The sequence below is a fragment of the Streptomyces sp. NPDC079141 genome (genome assembly GCF_040686775.1).
Taxonomy (GTDB): Bacteria; Actinomycetota; Actinomycetes; order Streptomycetales; family Streptomycetaceae; genus Streptomyces.
This window is the reverse complement of record NZ_JBFBLP010000001.1, coordinates 418603-435431: the sequence shown is the minus strand read 5'-3', so window position 1 is coordinate 435431 and position 16829 is coordinate 418603. Positions and strand designations below refer to the sequence as shown.

Here is a 16829-nt window from a genome sequence, read left to right as displayed (position 1 = left end):
TTGGGTCTTCGATGACGGAGATGACGGAATCGCGCGCTCGTCTCGTACTCCTTTCTCCCGAGCGCCTGGCCGACGTGCGTCGGCGCACCGGGGACTACTCCGACAGGACCATCACCGAAGCCTGCGCCATCGGGCTGTCGTACTGGGCGACCGGCGGGAGCCCCGACGGCATCGGCCTCACCCCCGCCACACTCTTCGCCGACGTCCTCGGCTGGGTCGACAGCGGCGGGGCCGGGCCGGCCGGTTGGGAGGTCGGCGCGGACGGCCGCGGCATCACCGTCCCCGAAGACGTCGTACCCGCCGACGCGCAGCTCGCCCTCGACGACCTGGCCGACTTCCCGGACCGGCCCCTGGGCACCATCGGCCCCTCCGACACGGCGGCCAGGCTGCGGACGCTGGCCGAATGGAACGACACCGACGCCGACCGGATCCGCCCGACCGTGGTGGAGATGTTCCGCGAGCAGGCGCGCACCCGGCCGGACGCCATCGCCGTGGTCGACGCACACCGCTCGCTGACCTACCGTCAAGTCGCCGAATTCTCCAGCCAGTTGGCCCACCATCTGATCGAACGCGGACTCACCGCCGAGCAGGTCGTCGGCATCTCGCTCGGCCGCTCCGCCGACATGGTGATCGCACTGCTCGGCGTGCTCCAGGCGGGCTGCGCGTTCGTGCCCCTCGACCCGCAGTGGCCCGCCGCGCGCCGGGCCGTCGTCATCGAGGACGCCGGCGTCGTGGTGCAGCTCAACGACTCGGGCGAGCACGACCCGGGCGAACCCGAGGCGGTGGCCGTCGACCTCGGCGACTGGCGCCACGGCGCCCAGCCCACCGAGGGCACGGGGGTCACCGCCCCCGGAGCCGCCCTGGCCTACGTCATCTTCACCTCCGGCTCGACCGGCCGGCCCAAGGGCGCGATGATCCGGCACGAAGCGATCAGCGAACGCCTGCTGTGGCAGGTGAACGAGATCCTGGGCTTCGGCCACGACGACGCCTCCCTGTTCAAGGCGCCACTGTCCTTCGACATCTCCATCAACGAGATCTTCCTGCCGCTGGTCTCCGGCGCCCGGCTGGTGGTCCTGCGGCCCGGCGGCGAACGCGACCCGCACCACCTGCTGAGCGTCATCGCCGAACAGCGCGTCACCTTCACCTACCTGGTGTCGTCCATGCTGGACGTGCTCCTGGAGATCGCGGGCGACTCCGGGCGGCTGGACAGCCTGCGGCACGTGTGGTGCGGCGGCGAGGTGCTCACCCCGGAGCTGTACGAACGCTTCCGCCGCACGCTCGACATCCCCATGTACCACGGCTACGGCCCCGCCGAGACGACGATCGGTGTCTCCCACGTCATCTACCGGGGCGCGGCGGAACGCCTGTCGACGTCCATCGGCAGGGCCAACCCCAACACCCAGCTGTACGTACTGGACGACGAGCTGCGCCCGGTCCCGGTCGGCGTCGGCGGTGAACTGTACGTCGGCGGCTTCCTGTTGGGGCGCGGCTATGTCAACGCGCCCGGTCTGACGGCGTCCCGGTTCGTCGCCAACCCCTTCGCCGCGGACGGCTCCCGGCTGTACCGGACCGGTGACCTCGCACGGTTCACCCCGGACGGCACGCTGGACTTCCTCGGCCGGGCCGACAACCAGATCAAGATCCGCGGTATGCGGCTGGAGATCGAGGACGTCGAGGCCGGTCTCGCCGAACACCCCGGGGTACGGCACACCTGCGTCGTCGCGAAGAAGAACGCGGCGGGCGGCACCTACCTGGTGGGCTATGCGATCCCGGCCGCCGGGAGCGAGGACCTGCGGGCGGACGAGGTCAGGGCGTGGGCCACCCGGCACATGGTGGAGTACATGGTGCCCGCCCACATCGTGCTGCTGACGGAGTTCCCGCTCACCGCGAACGGCAAGGTCGACCGGCGCGCCCTGCCGGAACCCCGGGTCGCTACGGGCTCGCTCGTCCCGCCCACCACCGACAACGAGCGCGCGGTGTGCGCGGCCGTCGCGGCGCTGCTGCGGCTCGACGAGGTCGGCGTCGACCAGGACTTCTTCCAGCTCGGCGGGGACAGCATTCTGGCCATCTCGCTGCTCAGCGCCCTGCGCGAGGCAGGTCTGCACGTCACGGCACGGCAGATCTTCACGCACAGCACCGTGGGGGCGCTCGCGGCGGTGGCGGCCCGCGAGGAGACCGCCGCCGTCGACCACCGTGATGTGCCGACCGGATCCGTCGTGGGATCGCCCATCGTGCAGTGGCTCGGCGAGACCACGGACGCGATCGACGGCTTCGTGCAGTCGGTGGTGCTGAACACCCCGGCGGACCTGACCGCCGCCGCTCTCGATGCGATCCTCGCCGCCGTCCTCCGGCGGCACGACATGCTCCGCGCCAGGCTCGTACGAGGGGAGCACTGGAGCTTCGACATCCCGGAGGCGGACGGGGCCATCGCGAACTGGCAGGAGAGCGACCGGCCGCTCGACGAGTGCATCACGCTCGCCACCGAAGGGCTGGACCCGGAGGGCGGCGTGATGCTGCGCGCCGTCTGGCGACGCGCGGCACGGCAGTTGGTCCTGGTCGCCCACCACGTGGTGATCGACGGCGTGTCCTGGCGGATCCTGATGGACGACCTGGCCACGGCCTGGCGGCAGTACACCCCGGACGCGCCGATCGAACTGCCCCCGGCAGGCACGTCGTTCCGGCGCTGGACGCAGCTGCTGGAACGCGCCGCCTTCGACGCCGACAGCGCCTACTACTGGCGTCCGCTGCCGGGCACGGACCAACTCATCGGCAGGCGCCCGCTGTCCGACGCCGACACCGTCGCGGCGGAACGGATCCGGGCCGTCACGGTCGGCCCCGAGGTCACGGCCGCGCTGCTGGGCGAGATCCCCGCCAGGTTCCACGCGGGCGTCAACGACGTACTGCTGACCGCGCTCGCCGTCGCCCTCGCCCGCTGGCGCCGCCGGCTCGGCCAGGACCAGACGTTCGCCCACATCGAACTGGAGGGACACGGCCGCGAAGGACGGTTCGTGGCCGACTCCGCCGGCTTCGAGCCCGAACTGTCCCGCACCGTCGGCTGGTTCACCACCCTGTTCCCGGTGACCGTCGACCCCGGGGCGGCCCCCGATCCCACCGCAGCCGAGTACCTGACCGCCGCCCTCAAGGCGGTCAAGGAAGACCTCGCGCAGGTTCCGGACAACGGCGTCGCCTACGGCGCCCTGCGGTACCTGACCCACACCGAGTTCGACACCCCCGCACCACAGGTGCTCTTCAACTACCTCGGCCGCTTCGAGGCCGGAGCCTCGGGCGACTGGCAACTCGCTGGCACCACCGGGCAGTTGGGTGAGAAGCGCGACCCGGCCATGCGTCTGCCGCGCGCCCTGGAGTTCAACGCGATCGCCGAACCCGCCCCGGCCGGCGGGTACGAGCTGGTCACCCACATCTCCTGGCCCGAGGGGATGTTCACCGAAGCGGACATCACCACGCTCGGCGACTACTTCCGTACGGCCCTGGCCGGACTGGCCGCGCTCGACGGCGGCGGCCACTCACCCAGCGACTTCCCCCTGGTGCCGCTCACCCAGGCCGATGTCGACGCCCTGGACGGCCCGGCGCTCAAGGACATCCTGCCGCTCACCCCGCTCCAGGAGGGCCTGTACTTCCACTCCGTCTTCGACGACGACTCGGCCGGAGCCTACGTCGAGCAGCAACTGCTGACCCTGGACGGCGAGGTGGACGCCGACCGGCTCGCGACGGCGGCCACCCGCCTGCTCACCCTGTTCCCCAACCTGGCCGCGCGGTTCGTGGCCCTCGCCGACGGCCGGGTGGTCTCCGTACTGGACAGCGGCGTCCAGGCCCCCTTCACCACGCTGGACCGCCCCGGCATCACGGACGTCGAGCTCCGCGACCACGCCGAGCGGGACCGCCGCTCCGGCTTCGACCTGGCCACCGGCCCGCTCATGCGGTTCACCCTCATCCGCGCCGGCGCCGGCCGCAACGTCCTGGTGCAGACCGTGCACCACATCATCGCCGACGGCTGGTCCGTACCGCCGATGCTGCGCGCCCTGCTGGCCGAGTACCACGCGCCGGGAACCGTCTTCCCGCTCGGCGGCTTTTCCGACTACGTCCGTCGGCTCGCCGAGCACGACGACGGCGAGAGCGACCGGGTGTGGCGCGAACAGCTCGCCGAGCTGCCCGGCCCCTCCATGGTCGCCGAGGGACACACCCCGTCCGACCGGTTCGCCGACACCGCCCTGGACCCGGGCGACGACCTCGACGCGGCCGCCCGGTCGGCCGGCGTGCCGCTGAGCGTGGCCGTGCACAGCGCCTGGGCGGTGACGCTGGGCGGCATCCTGCACGGCAGGGACGTCGTGTTCGGCTCCACCGTGTCCGGACGCGACGCGGACGTCCCCGGCATCGAGAACATGGTGGGCCTTTTCATCAACACGATCCCCGTGCGCGCCCGCTGGACCGGCACCACCACGGCGCACGACCTGCTCGCCTCGGTGCGGGAACACCAGAGCGCGGTACTGCCGCACCAGCACGTCTCGCTGGCCGGGATCGGCCGCCTGGCCGGGGCCGGCTCCCTCTTCGACACCCTGGTGGTGTTCGACGTGGCCACCGACGTGGCCGCACTGCGCGGACCCGACGACACACTGGTCGTCACCGACATCGTGAATGAGGGCGCACCGCACTACCCGCTGACCCTGGTGGTCGAGCGCGCCCTCGACGGCCGCCCCCGCTTCAACCTGATCTACGACGGTGAGCTGCTGCGGGAGGCCGGCGCCCGCGAACTCCTGCACACCTTCACCCGCACCCTCACCGGGCTGCTCACCCGGCCGGACGCCCTCGTCGACGACCTGGCGGCCACGGGAGCCGGGCGACCCGAGCGGATCACCCCGACGACCCTGGGCGCCCTGTTCGACGCCGCGGCACACCGCGACCCGGCCGCCACCGCCGTCACACAGTGCGCCCTCGACGGCAGCACCCGCTCCCTGACCTACGGCGAACTCGCGGACGCCAAGAACACGTTGGCCTCGGCCCTGTGCACGGCCGGAGTCGGCCCCGGCCGCCGGGTCGCCGTGGCCGTCCCGCGCTCCCTGGAGCAGATCGTCGCCCTGGTCGCGATCGTCGGCGCGGGCGGCGCCTACGTACCGCTGGACCTGGCGTACCCGGACGAACGGCTGGAGTACATCCTCGCCGACGCCGCCCCGCACGTCGTCCTCGTGGACCGCGAGCAGCGGGACCGCTTCACGGACCTGCTGGCCCGTGCGGGCGTACCCGCCCGTGTGCTCGTCCAAGGGGACGAGCTGCCGACGGACACCAACAGGGCCGTGAGCCCGGCGAGTTGGCACGACCCCGCGTACGTGATCTACACCTCCGGATCGACCGGCAGGCCCAAGGGCGTCGTCGTCCCGCACTCCAGTGTCGTCACCCTGCTCGCCCACACGCAGCCCGCCATGAACTTCGGACCGCAGGACGTGTGGGTCCAGTTCCACTCCTACTCCTTCGACTTCGCCGTCTGGGAACTGTGGGGCGCGCTGGCGTACGGCGGTGAGCTACTCGTCCCGGAGTACGGGCTGACCCGCTCCCCGGTCGACTTCCACCGCCTGGTCCGCGAGCACGGAGTGACCGTGCTCAACCAGACGCCGTCGGCGTTCTACCAGTTCATCCAAGCCGACCGGCATGCGGACCAACCGGTGACCGCACTGCGCCGGATCATCTTCGGCGGCGAGGCGCTGGACCCCGGGCGGCTGCGCGGCTGGGTGGAGCGGCACGGCACCGGCACACCCGAGCTGGTCAACATGTACGGCATCACCGAGACGACCGTCCATGTCACCCACCGGGTGCTGACCGACGAGGACTTCGGCCCCGGCACCGACGTCAGCCCGATCGGCGGCCCGATCCCGGGCCTGGTCACCCATCTCCTCGACGAACGGCTCCGGCCGGTGCCGCCGGGCCGGGTGGGCGCCATCTACGTGGCCGGCGACCAGGTCTCGCTCGGCTACCTGGGCAGGCCCGGGCTCACCGCGTCCCGGTTCGTGGCGGACCCGTTCGCGGGTGACGGCTCCCGCATGTACCACACGGGCGATCTCGCCCGCCGTACGCTCGCGGGCGAGCTTGAGTTCGTCGGCCGCGCCGACGACCAGGTCCAACTCAAGGGATTCCGCATCGAGTTGGGCGAGGTGGAGGCCGCGATCAGGGAAGTCGACGGGGTGGTCGACGCGGCCGTCACCGTGGCGGACAGCGGCGACCATCTGATCGCCCACGTCGTGGGCCAGGTGCCCGCCGACCTCCCAGGGCTGCTGTCCGTGAAACTGCCCGCCCACATGGTGCCGGGCCGGGTGCTGCCGGTCGACGCGCTGCCGCTGACCGTCAACGGCAAGCTGGACCGCAGGGCCCTGACAGCGCGGGCCGAACAGGCCGACACCCCGGTGGCCGCGAGCGACTCCGTGCTCGCCGCCCTCGTCGACGTCTTCACCGACACCCTGCCCGGCTCCGCCGTGGACGCCGACACCGACTTCTTCCGCGCAGGAGGCGACAGCATCGTCGCCATCACCCTGGTCAACCGGGCCAGGGCGCACGGCCTGACCGTCGCGCCCAAGGACGTGTTCCTGTTCAGGACGCCGCGCGCCCTCGCCGAGCACCTGGGGACACGCGCACCACAGACCGCGTCACCCGCGCCCGCCCACCGCGAGGACGGCCCGCTGACGCCCACCCCGATCATCCTGCGCCAACGCGAACTGGGCGGCTCCCTCGCCCGGTTCGCCCAGGCAAGGACACTGGCGGTCCCCGAGGGCGCCTCCTTCACCGACGTCGAGCGCGCCGCGAACGCCGTCGTGGCCGCGCACCCGGTCCTGCGGCTGCGACTGCGCGTCGAGCACGGAGTGTGGGCCCTGCGCACCGACCCCGCCCGCGACATCACCGTCGTACGCACGCCCGGCACGGACGCGACCGCCGCCGCGAACGAGGCCGCCGGGCGGCTCGATCCCGAGGCCGGCGACGTCATCGCGTTCGCGTGGCTGGAGGCGAGCCGGACCCTGATGGTCACCGTCCACCACCTCGCCGTCGACTCCGTGTCCTGGCTGGTCCTCCTGGACGATCTGGCCGCCGCCCTGCGCGAGGTACCCCTGGCACCGCCGACCACGTCCTACGCCGAGTACGCCGAGGCGCTGGCGTCCCGCGCCACACACGTCGTCGACGACCTCGGGCACTGGATCACCACCCTCCAGGCGCCCGCCCTGCTGCCCGCGGTCGAGGGACTGCGCGAGACCACCGTCGTCCTCCCGGCCGACGTGAGCGACCGCCTGACGCGGACCGCCCCCGCCGTACTCGGCGTCGGCCTCACCGAGCTGCTGTGCGGCGCACTGCGCACCGCGCTCACCCATGTCCAGCCGTCGCCCACCGACCTCGCGATCGACCTGGAGCGGCACGGCCGGGTCCCGGCCCTCGAACACCACGACTACACCCGGACCGTCGGCTGGTTCACCTCCATCGCACCCGTACGGCTCACGGCACACACCGACCCCGTCGCCGCGGCGCGCGAGGTCGCCGAACGCCAGCCGGACGAGCGCGGGCACGTCTCCTACGGCCAACTGCGCCACCTCAACCCGCAGACCGCCCCGCTCCTCAAGGCCCGCCCGCAGGTGCTGTTCAACTACCTCGGCCGGGGCAGCGAGTCGCAGGCGCTGTACCTCACCGGCGGCGACCAGGGCAGCCCCTACGCCGTCGAGGTGAACGCCTGGCTCGAAGAGGGGAGCCTGCACGCGGCCTTCACCCTCGCCGAGGGAGTCCCGGACGAGATCACCACGCACTGGATGAGCGCCCTGGAACGGATCGCGGAAGCCGCCGCGACCGCCGAGCGCACGGCGCCGGTCACACCGCTCCAGCGAGGACTGTTCTTCCAGGCCCAGATGGCCGGCCCGGCCGGTCACTATGTCGCCCAGAGCTGGTTCACCTTCGATCGGCGCCTGGACACCGAAGCGCTGGCCGAGGCGATGGCGCAGGTGATCGCGCGGCACCCCGTCGTGGGCGCCGGCTTCACCACCGACGACGACGGCAACCCGGTCCAGGTTCTCAAGGCGGGCCGCCGCGTCCATGTCCGTACCGTCGAGCTGTCCACGGACGCCGAGGTGGACGCCCTGCGCGCCCGGGACCGCGACACCGGATTCGATCCCGGTGAGCCGCCGCTGATCCGGCTGACCGTGGTGCGGCTGCCCGACGACCGCGACGGCCTGCTGCTCAGCTACCACCTGCTGCTGTGGGACGGCTGGTCCCGCGAGATCGTGCTGCGGGACCTGTTCGAGGCCTACCGGGCCGCTCTGGCGGGCGAGTTGACCGACCCCGCTCCGGCCACGCCGAGCTTCGAGGACTACGCCCGGGCGCTCGCCGCCAAGGACCCCGCCGTGGCGGAGCGCTTCTGGGCGGAGCACCTGGCCGGGCTGCCGGGCCCGACGCTGCTCGCCGGACCGGCACCGGCGCTCTCGGACGCCCTGCCGAGCACGCTCGTCCACACGCTCACCCTCGACCAGTCGGAGCGGCTGCGCGACGCCGCCAAGGCGCACGGCGTCACCCTGAACTCGGTGCTGACCGGCGCGTTCGGCCTGCTGCTCGGCGCCCACACCGGGCGCAGCGACGCCGTGTTCGGGGTGACCGTCTCCGGCCGGGAGGGCGAAGGCCTCGACCAGGTCGTCGGCGTGCTGCTCAACACCGTTCCCCTGTGGACGCGGGCACGGCCGCACGACACCGTCCGCGCCTACCTGTCGGCCGTACAGGCGGCCCGGGTCGAGGCGATGGAACACGAGCACCTGGGGCTCGGCGAGATCCAGCGGGCCGGCGGGCACGAAACGCTCTTCGACAACCTGTTCGTGCTCCAGAACTTCCTGGACATGGACGCGTTCGCCGAGATGAACGCCCGGCACGGCATCACCTCGGTGCAGGCCGACGACTCCACCCACTACCCGTTCACCTGGGTCGTCACCCCCGGCGACCGGCTCACGGTCAAGCTGGAGTACCGCGACGACGACACCGAGCGCGCCCGTCGTCTCCTCGACGACTACCTGCGCGTCCTGGAGGACCTGGCCCGGTCGACCGGGCCGGTCGGCGCGCTGCCGGGACCGGGGACCCTGCCCGCGCGGGAGGTGCGGACGGATGTCGGCACCGACACGGTCGTCGACCGGTTCGACCGGGCGGCGGACCGGGACCCGGAGCGGGTCGCGCTCGTCGCCCACGGCTCGACCATGACCTTCGCCCAGCTGCGGGACCGCAGCCGTGCGGTGGCGGGTGTGCTCGCCGGGCGTGGCATCGGCCCCGAGCGGACCGTGGGTCTGGCGATCCCGCGCTCCCTCGACTCGATCGTGGCGCTGTTCGCCGTACTGCGCGTGGGCGCCGCGTATGTGCCGCTGGAGCTGGACCACCCGGACGAGCGGATCGCCGCGATCGTCGCGGACGCCGGCCCGGACGTGATCCTCACCGTGAGCGCGGTGTCGCCCCGGCTCACCGGCGAGCTGATCGAGCTGGACCGTCCGCTGCCCGCGGCCGAACCGTATCGGACGTTCGCGCCGGACGACCCGAACCGTCTGCGGCACCCCGCGTACACGATCTACACCTCCGGCTCGACCGGGAAGCCCAAGGGCGTGGTGACCGAGTACGCCGGGCTCACCAACATGCTGATCAACCATCAGCGCCGTATCTTCGAACCGGTGCTGGCCGAGCACGGGCACCGCGTCTTCCGGATCGCGCACACCGTGTCGTTCGCCTTCGACATGTCGTGGGAGGAACTGCTGTGGCTCGCCGACGGCCACGAAGTGCACATCTGCGACGAGGAGTTGCGGCGTGACGCGCCCCGGCTGGTCGAGTACTGCCTGGAGCACGGGATCGACGTCATCAACGTGACCCCGACCTATGCCCAACAGCTGGTCTCCGAAGGTCTGTTGGACAACCCTGCGCGGCGGCCGGCGCTCGTACTGCTGGGAGGTGAGGCCGTCACCCCGACGCTGTGGCAGCGGCTGGCGGAGACCGAGGGGACGGTCGGCTACAACCTGTACGGGCCGACCGAGTACACCATCAACACCCTCGGCGTCGGCACCTTCGAGTGCCAGGACCCGGTGGTGGGCGTGGCGATCGACAACACCGACGTGTACGTCCTCGACCCCTGGCTGCGGCCCCTGCCGGACGGGGTCCCGGGCGAGCTGTACGTGGCGGGCATCGGCATCGCGCGCGGCTACCTCGGGCAGCCCGGCCAGACCGCCCACCGCTTCGTCGCCTGCCCGTTCGGCGCACCCGGCGAGCGCATGTACCGCACCGGCGACCTGGTGGTCCGGCGGCCCGACGGGAACCTGATGTACCTGGGCCGCACCGACCAGCAGGTCAAGATCCGCGGACACCGGGTCGAACTCGGCGAGGTCGAGGCCGTGTTCGCGGCCCACCCCGCGGTGCGCTTCGTCGCCGCCGTCGCCCAGGCCGACCCGCAGGTCGACGGGGCGTACCGGCTGGCCGCCTACCTCGTGCTGGACGGCGCCGAACTGGCGGCGGTCGCCGCCGAAGTGGGCGCCGGGCTGCCGGACTTCCTGCGGCCGACGCACTACGCCCAGGTCGACAGCATCCCGCTGACGGTGAACGGGAAGGCTGACACGAAGGCGCTGCCCGAGGCCAAACCGCTCGGCGCGCTGACCACGGCGGGGGAGCGGGGCCCGGAGACCGCGACCGAGACCGTGGTGTGCGAGTTCTTCGCCGAGGCACTGGACCTGGACGACGACGAGGTGAGCGCGGTGAGCGACTTCGTGTCCCTGGGCGGACACTCCATGCTGGCCGTACGGCTGATCGGGCTGCTCCGCCGCGAGTACGGCCCGGTCGTCACGATCCGAGACCTGTTCACCCTGCGCACCCCGGAAGCGATTGCCCGCCACCTCGATGACAACTCCTGACTCGCAACAGCCCCGCACCGGGGCCGACATCCTCCGGACCGCACTGCGCCGCAACGTCGGCGCGATGATCTGGGGCACCGTCCTGATGGGCCTCTACCAGGCGGGGGAGACCGCGTTCCCCATCGCGCTCGGCCTGATCGTCGAGCACACGATGCAGGGCGAGCGCAGTCTCGGCGCGCTCGCCGCGTCGATCGCCGCGCTGGCCGTGATCATCACGACGGTGTCGCTGTCGTGGCGGTTCGGGATGCGCATCCTGCAGAAGGCCAACACGACCGAGGCACACCGCTGGCGGGTACGGGTCGCGGCCTGTGGGCTCCAGCCGGTGGCACGGGACGTCGACCTGAAGTCCGGCGAGGTGCTGACCATCGCCACCGAGGACGCCGACCAGACCGCCGACATCATCGAGGTGGTGCCGCTGCTGATCAGTTCGCTGGTCGCGGTGCTCGTCGCGGCGGTCGCGCTGGGCCTGGCGGACATCCGGCTGGGCCTGCTGGTGATCGTGGGAACCGTCGCGATCCTGTCGATCCTCAGCGTGCTGTCCAAGCGGATCGGCGCAAGCACCCGGGAGCAGCAGGCGAGAGTGGCGCGGGCGGGCGCGAAGGTCGCCGACCTGATCACCGGCCTGCGCCCGCTGCACGGCTTCGGCGGCAACCACCAGGCGTTCCTGTCCTACCGGAAGGTCAGCACGGAGGCGAAGCACCAGGCCGTCACCGTCGCCCGGGCGAACGGCGCCTACGCGGGCACCGCGCTCGCCCTCAACGCGACCCTGGCCGCCGCCGTGACCCTCATGGCGGGGTGGCTGGCGTTCGGCGGCGGGATCACCATCGGCGAGCTCGTCATGGCCGTGGGGCTGGCGCAGTTCATCATCGAACCGCTCAAGCTGTTCTCGGAGATGCCGAAGTACGTGATGATCGCCCGCGCGTCGGCCGAGCGGATGGCGCTGGTACTGGCCGCCCCGCCGCTGATGGTCCCGGGTGAGGAACGCCCGGCCCCCGGCCGGGACTTGGAGGTCGACTGCGTCCGCCACGGAACCCTGCGCAAACTGAAGTTCCAGGTCTTTGCGGGCGAGTTCGTGGCGATCGCCGCCTACCAGCCCCGCGCCGCTGCCGATCTGGCAGCGGTCCTGGCCGTCCACGTCCCGCCCGACGCCTACGAGGGCGCAGTGCGGGTCGGCGGGCAGGAGCTCGCGGAGCTGTCGGTCGAGGCGGTCCGTGAGCACCTGCTGGTGAACCCCTACGACGGGGAGATCTTCGCGGGCACCCTGCGCACGAACATCGACCCGTCGGGCACCAGCCGCACGGTTCCCGAGGCCGTCGAGGCGTCCATGCTGACCGATGTCGTCGCCCTCCACCGCGAAGGGCTCGACTACGGCGTCCGCGACCGCGGCGCGAACCTCTCCGGCGGGCAGCGCCAACGGCTCTCCCTGGCCCGCGCCCTGGCCGCCGACTCCGACGTCCTCGTCCTGCACGACCCGACCACGGCCGTCGACGCGGTCACCGAGCAGCTCATCGCCCGCAACATCGCACGGCTGCGCCGGGGCCGCACGACCGTCGTGATCACCAGCAGCCCGGCCCTCCTCGACGCCGCCGACCGGGTCCTCGTCCTGGACGAGGGGGTCGTCACGGCCGAGGACACCCACCGGAACCTGCTGGCCACGGACGAGGAGTACTACTCGGCGGTCGCGCGGTGACCTACTCGGCGAGCACCCAGGCGACATCGCGGAGCAGGGCGTGCCGCCAGCCCGCCCGGTCGTGACCGGAGGCCGACCGCGAGACCCGCACGGCCGCGCCGGCCTCCCGCGTCAGCGTCTCGGTCAGCTCACAGTGAGGCAGCATCCGCGTCTCGTGTTCCCCCACGTCGAACGCGACCCGCAGCCCCGACAGATCGGGCCGCTTGCGCAGCCGTTCCGCGAGCGCGCCGCCGACCGGCCCGCCCAGGGGATCCGGCGCGTCGAGGGCCTCGGGCGTCCACCAGAACGACCCCGACTGGCAGGCGACGCGGGACACCGACTCCGGGAACTCCAGCGCCGCGTACAGCGCGCTCAGCCCGCCGAGGCTCTGTCCGGCGACCACCAGCCGGCCCGGGTCGGCGGGGACGCCCGACTCCGCCACCAGCGGCAGCAGCTCGTCCCGGACCGCCTCCCACAGCTCGGGCCGGCAGGCGAACTCGGCCTCCCTGTCCCTGGTCGGAAGGAAGACAAGGGTGACGGGCGGCAGCTCACCAGCGGCGACGGCCGAGTCGAACGCGGTCATGGCCGGGTGCAGATACAGCCAGTCGTCCCCGTCGAGCAGCAGAACCACCGGCCCGCCGCCGCCCACCGGATGGACCCGCACGGTACGCCGCCCGCCGAGCCGGTCACCGGCCCAGCGGATCCGGGTGCGCGGGAGGGGGAGGACCTCGTCGGCGCCGACCGCGGGCCAGTGCGGTTGGGGCGGGGCGTCGGGCGTCGCGGCGACGGACCGGTCACCGCCCGCACCGGCCGGGTTGAACGGGTCGGCGTACGCCGCGTCGCCCACGAGGAACTGGTACGTCACCCGCAACCGCGCCGGCATGCGCACCTCGGCGTACCAGCAGTCCGTGTCGCCGCACCGGTGCAGGGGCACCGGCTCCGACCAGCTCTCGAAGCCGATGCGCGCCTCGGACCCGCGCCACAGGAACAGGGTCGTCCAACCGCCGTCCTCGGACGGTATCGACGCGGGTGTCCCCGCCGCCGCCCAGAACTCCTCGGTGCCGGGCCTGCCGGGCAGTCCGAACCCGACGAAGGCGTTCTCCGTACCGGCCGCGCGACGCATGAACGTCTCCTTGTGAGAGGCGAGGGGCGAAGGCTAAGCTCACCGTAATTAGGCGAGCCTAACCTAATGAAAGTCCTCCGGGGAGGTATTGACCATGAGCACCAACCCGTTCGACGACACCGAAGGCCGTTTCCTGGTCCTGGTGAACGACGAGGGCCAGCACTCGCTCTGGCCGTCCTTCGCCGAAGTGCCCGGCGGATGGACCATCGCCCTCGCCGAGAACTCCCGGGAGGCGTGCCTGGACTTCATCGAGTCCCACTGGACGGATCTGCGCCCCCGGTCCCTTGCGCAGTCCGCGGAGGCCTGACGCACGGGGTGATCCGCGCGCCGGGCCGATCCTCCGGAAGACCTGCGGCAGGGGGCCTCTTGGACAGCCCCTCTGCTCAACTCGTCGCGATGCGCAGCGGCACCGGATCGGGCGGCACGGGCTCCTCGTACCGATTGACCTCCGCCCACCAGGACGGGCCGTCCTCGATGAGCCGCAGCAGGACACCCTCACGGATCGCCCACGGGCAGACGGTGAGCGTCCGCAGACCGGTCAGCTTCATCGACGTGTGCCCGACCAACGCGCCGGCCAGACTCTGCGCGGCACGCGGCGCGGAAATGCCGGGCAGCCCTGAGCGCTCCGCGGCGGGCAGCGCGGCCAGCCGCGTGATCGCCTCGCGCAGATCGCGGCGGTGCAACTGCCGCTCCACGAAGGGGCCGTGCCGCCCGGGCGCCGTACCGCACAGCCGGCCCAGCTGCTGGAACGTCCGAGACGTGGCCACGGCCGTGCGCGGCCCCTCCCAGCGGATCCGCGCCGCGACATCCCGCAGCTGATGACGGACCTTGCGGCGCAACGCGCGCACCCGCTCCGGCGGCGGCGGATCGTCGCCGTCGAAGAACTCGTGGGTCAGCCGACCCGCGCCGAGCGGCAACGAGGCCGCGAAGTCCGGCAGTCGGCCACGGCCGAAGGCCACCTCCAGCGAGCCGCCGCCGATGTCCAGCAGCGCAAGCGGCCCCGACCGCCAGCCCATCCACCGCCGCGCCCCGAGGAACGTCAGCTCGGCCTCCACCTCGCCCGGCAGCGTGCACAGGTCCACCCCGGTCCGCGTCCGGACCGCACGCAGCACCTCCCGTCGGTTCGGGGCCGCGCGCACCACGGCCGTCGCGAAGGCCAGGGGCGCGGACGCACCCCAGCGGGCCGCGGTCCTGCTCGCCTCGGTGACCGCCCCGACCAGCCGGTCCACGGCCTCCTCCGGAATCGCGTCCCCCGGCCTGACCTGCTCGGACAGCCTCAGCCGCCACTTGGCGGTGTGCACGGGTAACGGCACCCCGTCCTGGGCGTCCGCCACCACGAGCCTGACCGTGTTCGAGCCCACATCCACCACGCTGATTCGCATGGGCTCGTGAGTACCCGTTCTCGGGCCACGACGACAAGAGGGCCGCCGTCCTCCCCGGACGGCGGCCCCTCGGACCTCGGGCGGTCCTACGTCACATGTGGACGACCGGCGCGGCGGAGTCGTCCTGTTCGGGCACCCCGCGACGGAACAGCGCGAAGGTGATCACGGCACCCGCGGCGAACAGACCCGCCGACCACCAGAACGCGGTGGTGTAGCTCTCGATCGTGGCCTGTGCCTGGACCAGCTTGTTGGTGGCGTCCTTTCCGGCGAGGTAGTCCGTCGCGGCGCTCGCCGCGAGCGTGCTGAGCAGCGCCGTACCGATCGAACCGCCCACCTGCTGCATGGCGTTGACGGTCGCGGAGGCCACACCGGCGTCCTCGGCCGCCACGCCGCCGGTGGCCAGCTGCATCGCGGGCGGCATGACCAGGCCGAGGCCCACACCGATGACGACCAGCTGCGGCAGCACCGAGGACACGTAGTCCGAGCCGATGCCGATCCCGGTCAGCCAGGCCATGCCCGCCGTGGAGACCGCGAAGCCCAGCGGGATCACGGCCTTCGGGCCGATCCGCGGCACCAGGACCGTCGTGCCCAGCTGAGCCGTCACCATCAGCGCACCGACCATCGGCAGGAACGCGACACCCGTCTTGGTCGGGCTGAAGCCGAGGACGAGCTGGAGGTAGTAGGTGAGGAACAGGAACACACCGAACATGCCCGCGCCGCTGATCAGCACGGCGAGGAAGGAGGCCGAGCGGTTGCGGTCCAGCAGGATCCGCAGCGGCAGCAGCGGGTGCGCGGCCCGGGTCTGCCACCAGGCGAACGCCGTCAGCAGTACACCGCCGGCGAGCAGGAAGCCCCAGGTCCGCGGGGAGCTCCAGTCGTGCGTCTCGGCGTTGGAGAACCCGTAGACCACGGCGAACAGACCGGCGGCGACCAGGATCGTGCCCGGCACGTCGAGCCTGGAGTTCGCGGCGTCGCGGTGGTTGCTCAGCAGCATCCAGCCGCCGATCAGGGCGAGCACGGCGATCGGCACGTTGACGAACAGCGTCCAGCGCCAGTCCAGGGCATCGGTCAGCACGCCGCCGAGCAGCAGGCCCACGGCACCGCCGGCGCCCGCGATGGCGCCGTACACGCTGAACGCCCTGGCCCGCTCCCGGGCGTCGGTGAACGTGGTGTTGAGCAGCGAGAGCGCGGCGGGCGCGAGGAGCGCGCCGAAGACGCCCTGCAGGGCGCGCGCGGTGACCAGCATCTCGAAGCTGGTGGCGGCGCCGCCGAGCGCGGAGGCGGCGGCGAAGCCGAGGACGCCTATGAGGAAGGCGGGCTTGCGGCCGAACAGGTCGGCCAGCCGTCCGCCGAGCAGCAGCAGGGACGCGAACGCCAGCGCGTAGGCGGTGACGATCCACTGCCGGTTGCCGTCGGAGAACCCGAGGTCGGCCTGGGCGGAGGGAAGGGCGATGTTCACGATGGTGGCGTCCAGCACCACCATCAGCTGTGCGACGGCGACGACCGCCAGGATCCACCACCGCCTCGGCGAGGCGGCAGGCGGCTCCTGGACGGCCCGCCCGGGCGCGCTGTCGATCAGGGTCTTCTCGGGCATGAGGAGCCACTCCAGGGGACGTCGTCCACGCCGGGCGTGAACGAAACGGTTTCGTACACATCGAGAGTAGAGGACGTTTAGCGAAACGGCAACGTTTCGCTGGCGGGGTGTGTGCCCCGGAACGGCTGCGCGGCCCGCGACGCTGTGCCACTGTGTGGGA

6 protein-coding genes are annotated in these 16829 nt (G+C 72.3%); 3 read left to right on the top strand and 3 right to left on the bottom strand.

Going from position 1 to position 16829, the window contains the following annotated elements; all coding sequences use genetic code 11:
- Nucleotides 1-20 precede the first annotated feature (20 nt).
- Nucleotides 21-10901, top strand: coding sequence for an amino acid adenylation domain-containing protein (locus tag AB0Q90_RS02025; RefSeq protein ID WP_363164710.1), 10881 nt, complete (start codon nt 21-23; stop codon nt 10899-10901).
- Nucleotides 10888-12591 (top strand): ABC transporter ATP-binding protein, encoded by a 1704-nt coding sequence (locus AB0Q90_RS02020; protein WP_363164709.1) that lies wholly within the window; start codon nt 10888-10890, stop codon nt 12589-12591. Before AB0Q90_RS02025 ends, AB0Q90_RS02020 begins: the two co-directional genes overlap by 14 nt.
- A 1-nt stretch (nt 12592) precedes the next feature.
- Here the strand turns inward: AB0Q90_RS02020 and AB0Q90_RS02015 are convergent, their stop codons facing one another.
- Nucleotides 12593-13693, bottom strand: coding sequence for an alpha/beta fold hydrolase (locus tag AB0Q90_RS02015; protein WP_363164708.1), 1101 nt, complete (start codon nt 13691-13693; stop codon nt 12593-12595).
- Nucleotides 13694-13787: 94 nt separating this feature from the next.
- Between AB0Q90_RS02015 and AB0Q90_RS02010 the strand changes: the two genes are divergently transcribed.
- Complete coding sequence (locus AB0Q90_RS02010) at nt 13788-14000, top strand: MbtH family protein (protein ID WP_363164707.1); 213 nt, start codon at nt 13788-13790, stop codon at nt 13998-14000.
- Nucleotides 14001-14076: 76 nt separating this feature from the next.
- On the opposite strand, the gene AB0Q90_RS02005 is transcribed toward AB0Q90_RS02010, so the two are convergent.
- Both AB0Q90_RS02005 and AB0Q90_RS02000 read right to left on the bottom strand, forming a co-directional pair.
- The gene (locus AB0Q90_RS02005; RefSeq protein WP_363164706.1) at nt 14077-15075 is read right to left on the bottom strand and encodes a Ppx/GppA family phosphatase; all 999 of its coding nucleotides are present in this window, start codon (nt 15073-15075) and stop codon (nt 14077-14079) included.
- A gap of 91 nt (nt 15076-15166) precedes the next feature.
- Entirely contained in the window at nt 15167-16669 is a 1503-nt protein-coding gene (locus AB0Q90_RS02000) for an MFS transporter (protein ID WP_363164705.1), read from the bottom strand.
- Between the last annotated feature and the right edge of the window lie 160 nt (nt 16670-16829).

Excerpts from the sequence above, each read along its gene's own strand:
- AB0Q90_RS02000 (WP_363164705.1), bottom strand. The coding sequence starts at position 16,669 with ATGCCCGAGAAGACCCTGATCGACAGCGCGCCCGGGCGGGCCGTCCAG.
- AB0Q90_RS02005 (WP_363164706.1), bottom strand. The coding sequence starts at position 15,075 with ATGCGAATCAGCGTGGTGGATGTGGGCTCGAACACGGTCAGGCTCGTG.
- AB0Q90_RS02010 (WP_363164707.1), top strand. The coding sequence starts at position 13,788 with ATGAGCACCAACCCGTTCGACGACACCGAAGGCCGTTTCCTGGTCCTG.
- AB0Q90_RS02015 (WP_363164708.1), bottom strand. The coding sequence starts at position 13,693 with ATGCGTCGCGCGGCCGGTACGGAGAACGCCTTCGTCGGGTTCGGACTG.
- AB0Q90_RS02025 (WP_363164710.1), top strand. The coding sequence starts at position 21 with ATGACGGAATCGCGCGCTCGTCTCGTACTCCTTTCTCCCGAGCGCCTG.
- AB0Q90_RS02020 (WP_363164709.1), top strand. The coding sequence starts at position 10,888 with ATGACAACTCCTGACTCGCAACAGCCCCGCACCGGGGCCGACATCCTC.